The organism is Kitasatospora sp. NPDC036755, assembly GCF_040636595.1.
In the GTDB taxonomy this organism is placed as follows: Bacteria; Actinomycetota; Actinomycetes; order Streptomycetales; family Streptomycetaceae; genus Kitasatospora.
In genome coordinates, this window is the sequence record NZ_JBEZUT010000428.1 from 1 (window position 1) to 5,937 (window position 5,937).

Consider the following 5,937-nt stretch of genomic DNA (forward strand, 5'->3'; position numbering starts at 1 on the left):
GCGCCCGGCCCCCGCGCCGGGCGCCGTCCTCGCCGCCGTCGACGGCGGCCAGGGCACGGCCGCCCCCACCGCGCAGGGCCTCCAGCAGGCGCTCGCCGCCGCCCTCGCGGACAAGAGCCTCGGCGAGGTCACCTTCGCCGTCGCGGACGCCGGCACCGGCCAACTCCTCCACGGATCAGGGGAGAACACCGCGGCCACCCCCGCCTCCACCACCAAGCTGGCCACCGCGGTCGCGGCCCTGTCGCTGATCCCGGGCGACACCCGGCTGCACACCCGGGTGGTCCGGGGGGCGGACCCGGGCACGATCACCCTGGTCGGCGGCGGCGACCCGACGCTGACCGCGCTGCCCGCCGACCAGGTGCAGATCGGCGGTCTGCCGGCCGACGCCGACACCGCCCCCGCCTCGCTGGACGCCCTCGCCCAGCAGACCGCCGACAGCCTCAAGGGCCTCGGTACCACGACCGTCCAACTGGACTACGACCTGTCGCTGTACGCGGGCAACCCGCGGCACAAGAACCACGACGGGCAGAACATCGCCCTGGTGGTCCCGCTGATGGTGGACGAGGGCCGGACGGACCCGAAGAGCCGGGAGGACGCGCCGGACCGGGTCGCCGATCCGGCGGCCGCGGCGGCCGAGGCCTTCGCCGCGCTGCTCAGGGCCCGCGGCATCACCGTGACGGGCCCGGCCAAGCCCGCCGCCGCGCCCGCGCCCGCCCCGACCGGCTCCGGCGCGGCCCCCCTCGGCGAGGTGTCCTCACCGACCGTGGCCCGGCTGGTCGAACGCCTGCTGACCACCTCCGACAACCAGCTCGCCGAGGCGATCGCCCGTCAGGTCGCCGTCGCCGCCCACCAGCCGGCGAGTTTCGAGGGCGCCGCGGCCGCCATCACCCAGGAGCTCACCCGGCTCGGCGTGCCGATGGGCGGCGTGGTCCTCAACGACGGCAGCGGCCTGCACCCGGGCAACGCGATCCCGCCCGCGGTGCTGGTCCGGCTGCTCGCGCTGGCCGCCTCCGAACAGCAACCCGCCCTGCGCCCGGTGCTCACCGGCCTGCCGGTCGCCGGTTTCACCGGCACCCTCAACAAGCGCTTCGGCTCCGGATCGGGCGCCGCCGACGCGGCCGGCCTGATCCGCGCCAAGACCGGCACCCTCAGCGGCGTCAACACCCTTGCGGGCACGGTCGTCGACGCCGACGGCCGGCTGCTCGCCTTCGCTGTCATGACCCGCACGGCCGCCCCCGCCGACACCGCCCGCGCCGCCATGGACCGGATCGCCGCCCGCCTCGCCACCTGCGGCTGCCACTGACCGCCCCCGGCCCCCGGATCACCGCGGCCCCGGCCGGGGCGGGGCCGCGGCCCGTCCGGGAGAGGTGTTCGCGGCGGGTGGCTGCCGTTGGTGGTGGGGAGCACGTACGGTGAGGGCATGACGAGCGCGAGTGGCGGTGCTGACATGGTCGACTGGAACCTCGCGGTCGCAACCGCGACCAGGTTGGTGCGGCCGGGGCCGGAAGTGAGCCGGGAGGAAGCGGCGGCGGTGGTCGCCGAGCTGCGCCGGCACGCCCTGGAGGCGGAGGAGCACGTGCGGGCGTACACCGGCATGCACTCGTCCAGCCTGTCCCGGGCCGCGGCGACGCCGGTGCTGGTGGTGGACCGCCCCGGGTGGATCCGCGCGAACGTGGCGGGCTTCCGCACGGTCGTCCAGCCGCTGGTGGAGAAGCTCCAGGCGCGGCGCGCGAACAGCGCGGCCGCCGGGGTGTTCGGTGCGGTGGGCGAGAAGGCGACCGGGATCGAGGTCGGGGCGCTGCTGGCGTTCCTGGCCACCAAGGTGCTGGGCCAGTACGAGACCTTCGCCCCGGCCGAGCCCCCGCTGGACGCCCCGGACAGTCCGGCCGCGCTGTTCGACAAGCCGCGGCTGGGGCCAGAGGGCCCCGGGCCGGGCCGGCTGCTGCTGGTCGCGCCGAACATCGTGCACGTCGAGCGGGAGCTGGACGTCGACCCGTCCGACTTCCGGCTCTGGGTCTGCCTGCACGAGGAGACCCACCGGACGCAGTTCACCGCCGTGCCGTGGCTGCGCGACCACATCCAGTCCGAGGTGCAGTCCTTCCTCTCCGAGACGGACGTCGACCCGGGCGCCCTGCTGGAGCGGCTGCGGGACGCGGCGGGCTCGCTCGGCGGACTGCCGGGCGGCGGCAGCCGGGAGAGCGCCTCGTCCGGGAACCTGCTGGAGATCGTCCAGTCGCCCGCGCAGCGCGAGATCCTCGGCCGGCTGACGGCCGTGATGTCGCTGCTGGAGGGCCACGCGGACGTGGTGATGGACGGCGTCGGGCCGGCCGTGGTGCCGACGGTCGCCGAGATCCGGGAGAAGTTCCAGCAGCGCCGGGACCGCGGCGCCAACCGGCTCGACCTGCTGCTGCGCCGGCTGCTCGGCATGGACGCGAAGCTGCGGCAGTACCAGGACGGCGCGGTGTTCGTGCGCGGCGTGGTGGAGCAGGTCGGCATGGAGGGGTTCAACCGGGTGTGGACCTCGCCGAACACCCTGCCGACCAAGGACGAGATCCACGACCCGGCCGCCTGGGTGGCCCGGGTGGCCCGCTGACCGCGGCGGGGGCGCCGGTGGGGGCCTGGGCGCTCCGGGGGCCGGGCGGCGAGCGTCGCGCGTCGCCCGAACCTGCTCGTACGAGTGGTCCAATCAGCTGGACCACGCGTGAAGAAGCGTTTCTTCATTCACCCGAACGTGGGACGGTGGTCGTACCGGGGGCGCGGGTGGCGTAGTGGGCAGCCACTATCTGCCACCATCTGTGAGCGCCCGGTAACCGGGCGCTCATGCCGGTTCGCGGTCCCCGCCGCGTCCGCCGCGAGTCCTGTCCCCCCTCCGCCGAGGAGTCGTCCGCCGTGGGCCCTCACCCCGCCGTCGCCGCGATACGCCTGGCCGTTCGCCGTACGCTCACCGACCTCGCCGCCGAGGCCGGTTCCACCTTCACCGCGCCCGTGCGCGCGCCCCGGGAGCGCCCCGCCGGGGCTCCGCTGGTGGGCGCCGCGGTCGGCACCACGCTGATCGGCAACGCCGCCCGCCACCCCTCCGGGCTGCCCCGCACCCCGGCCGCGCCCGGCTCGCCGCTGGTGCTGGTCGCGGTCAGCGGCGGCGCGGACTCGATGGCCCTGGCCATCGCCGCCGCCTTCGAGGCGCCCAAGATCGGCCTGCGGGTCGGCGCCGTCACCGTCGACCACGGCCTCCAGGCCGGTTCCGCCGAGCGCGCCGCCCAGGTGGCCGACCGGCTGAGCACGCTGGGCCTCGACCCGGTGGAGGCCGTCCCGGTGCGGGTCGGCCGCGCCGGCGGCCCGGAGGCCGCCGCCCGGGACGCCCGCTACGCCGCCCTGGACGAGGCCGCCGAGCGCCACGGCGCGATCGCGGTGCTGCTCGGCCACACCCGGGACGACCAGGCCGAGACCGTGCTGCTGGGCCTGGCCCGCGGCTCCGGCGCCCGCTCCCTGGCCGGGATGCCCGCCCAGAAGGGCCGCTACCGCCGCCCCCTGCTGGAGCTGGACCGGGCGGCCACCCGGCAGGCCTGCGCCGCCCAGTCGATCCCGGTCTGGGACGACCCGCACAACTGTGATCCCGCCTACACCCGCTCCCGGGTCCGCCACGAGGTGCTCCCGGTCCTGGAGAAGCACCTGGGCGGCGGAGTGGTCGAGGCGCTGGCCCGCACCGCCCGGCTCTTCCGCGACGACGCGGACGCCCTGGACCAGTGGGCCTCGTTGGCCGAACGCGACCTCCGTACGGGCGACGGCGCCCTGGACGCCGTGAAACTGGCCGAACTGCCGCCCGCGGTGCGCCGCCGGGTGCTGCGCAGGGCCGCGCTGCGGGCGGGCTGTCCGGCCGGGGACCTGTTCGCCCGGCACCTGGAGACGATCGACCTGCTGGTCACCGGATGGCGCGGACAGGGCCCGCTGCACCTACCCGGGGGCGTCGAGGCCACCCGCAGGTGTGGCACGCTGGTCTTTCGGCGGCAGGGCGACTGACGGGCGAGGCATGCCCCGGGGGAGCCGACCGCCGGCCACAAAGACCCCGAACGTTTGAGGACGTATCCCCGGTGGACCAGAACGACATGGGCGCTGACCTCGCGAAGGTGCTCATCAGCAAGGACGAGATCGACGCCAAGCTCCTCGAGCTGGCCGAGCGCATCGACCGGGACTACGCAGGCAAGGACCTGCTGATCGTCGGCGTCCTCAAGGGGGCCGTCATGGTCATGGCCGACCTGGCCCGGACCCTGCACTCGCAGGTCACCATGGACTGGATGGCCGTCTCCTCGTACGGCATGGGCACCAAGTCCTCCGGCGTGGTGCGGATCCTGAAGGACCTGGACACCGACATCGCCGGCCGTGACGTCCTGATCGTCGAGGACATCATCGACTCGGGTCTGACGCTGTCCTGGCTGCTGGGCAACCTGGGCTCGCGCGGCCCGGCCTCGCTGGAGGTCTGTACCCTGCTCCGCAAGCCGGACGCGGCCAAGGTCGAGATCGACGTGAAGTACGTCGGTTTCGACATCCCCAACGAGTTCGTGGTCGGCTACGGCCTGGACTACGCGGAGAAGCTGCGCAACCTCCCCTTCATCGGCACCCTCGCCCCGCACGTCTACGGCGGCTGAGGGCCCCGTTCGGGCTACGGGCGGGAACAGTAGGCCGTTCCCGCCCGTTGTCCCCCGGGGGACAGAGAACCAAAGCCGTCTCGCCGTGCTCCCGCCATGGGTGGGTCGGACTGCGGTACGGTCCAATAAACCGCTCTTCACATGAGCACCAATCGGATGCGCCGCGGCCCAACAGCCCCCCGGCGCCGTTGAGTGGCAGGAGGGACGGGGCGGCAACGCCCCGCATGGATGGACGTCAAGCGATACTTCCGTGCGCCGATCATGTGGATCGTGCTGGCCGTCCTCGCCGTCATCGTACTGATGCAGGTCGTTTCGGACTCGAACGGCTACAAGACGGTGGACACCGGTCAGGTCGTCGCGGCGATCGACGCGCACAACGTCAAGTCGGCGCAGATCACCACCGGTGACTCGAACACGATCAAGATCCAGCTGAAGGACGGCGCAACGCTGCCCAGCTCCGGTACGGGCAAGGCCCCGTCCGGAACCAAGTTCCAGGCCTCGTACATCGGCGACCAGGGCGTCGCCATCGCCGACAAGCTCCAGGCGCAGGTCAACGACAAGGACTCGAGCACGCTCGCCGAGGGCTACACCATCAGCCCGGAGAAGCAGAGCACCTTCGTCAGCCTGCTGCTGTCGATGCTCCCGATCGTGATCATCGTCCTGGTCTTCCTGTTCCTGATGAACCAGATGCAGGGCGGCGGCTCCCGGGTCATGCAGTTCGGCAAGTCCAAGGCCAAGCTGCTCACCAAGGACACCCCGAAGACCACCTTCGCCGACGTCGCCGGCGCGGACGAGGCGGTCGAGGAGCTCCACGAGATCAAGGAGTTCCTCCAGGAGCCGGCCAAGTTCCAGGCCGTCGGCGCCAAGATCCCCAAGGGCGTGCTGCTCTACGGCCCGCCCGGCACCGGCAAGACCCTGCTGGCGCGCGCCGTCGCCGGCGAGGCCGGGGTGCCGTTCTACTCCATCTCCGGTTCGGACTTCGTCGAGATGTTCGTCGGCGTCGGCGCCAGCCGCGTCCGCGACCTCTTCGAGCAGGCCAAGGCGAACGCCCCGGCGATCGTCTTCGTCGACGAGATCGACGCCGTCGGCCGGCACCGAGGCGCGGGCCTCGGCGGCGGCCACGACGAGCGCGAGCAGACCCTCAACCAGCTGCTGGTCGAGATGGACGGCTTCGACGTCAAGGGCGGCGTGATCCTGATCGCCGCCACCAACCGCCCCGACATCCTGGACCCGGCGCTGCTGCGCCCGGGCCGCTTCGACCGCCAGATCGCGGTGGAGCGCCCCGACCTCCAGG

5 protein-coding genes are annotated in these 5,937 nt (G+C 73.6%); all 5 read left to right on the plus strand.

What is annotated here, in order from left to right:
• A partial coding sequence (gene dacB, locus AB0E96_RS37115; RefSeq protein ID WP_359830613.1) for a D-alanyl-D-alanine carboxypeptidase/D-alanyl-D-alanine-endopeptidase occupies positions 1 to 1,303 on the plus strand: 1,303 nt, incomplete at its 5' end.
• A 117-nt stretch (positions 1,304 to 1,420) separates the two neighbouring features.
• The gene (locus AB0E96_RS37120; protein ID WP_359830615.1) at positions 1,421 to 2,593 is read left to right on the plus strand and encodes a zinc-dependent metalloprotease; all 1,173 of its coding nucleotides are present in this window, start codon (positions 1,421 to 1,423) and stop codon (positions 2,591 to 2,593) included.
• A 296-nt stretch (positions 2,594 to 2,889) separates the two neighbouring features.
• Positions 2,890 to 4,017 carry a tRNA lysidine(34) synthetase TilS gene (gene tilS, locus AB0E96_RS37125; protein WP_359830618.1) on the plus strand — a complete coding sequence of 376 codons (1,128 nt, stop codon included), beginning with the start codon at positions 2,890 to 2,892 and terminating at the stop codon, positions 4,015 to 4,017.
• Between the two features lie 71 nt (positions 4,018 to 4,088).
• Positions 4,089 to 4,643, plus strand: a complete 555-nt coding sequence (gene hpt, locus AB0E96_RS37130; protein WP_280685463.1) for a hypoxanthine phosphoribosyltransferase — start codon at positions 4,089 to 4,091, stop codon at positions 4,641 to 4,643.
• A gap of 228 nt (positions 4,644 to 4,871) precedes the next feature.
• On the plus strand, positions 4,872 to 5,937 hold a 1,066-nt coding region (locus tag AB0E96_RS37135; protein ID WP_359830621.1), incomplete at its 3' end, for an ATP-dependent metallopeptidase FtsH/Yme1/Tma family protein.

Bases quoted from the DNA above. Each gene is read 5' to 3' on its own strand.
- AB0E96_RS37120 (WP_359830615.1), top strand. From the start codon at position 1,421: ATGACGAGCGCGAGTGGCGGTGCTGACATGGTCGACTGGAACCTCGCG.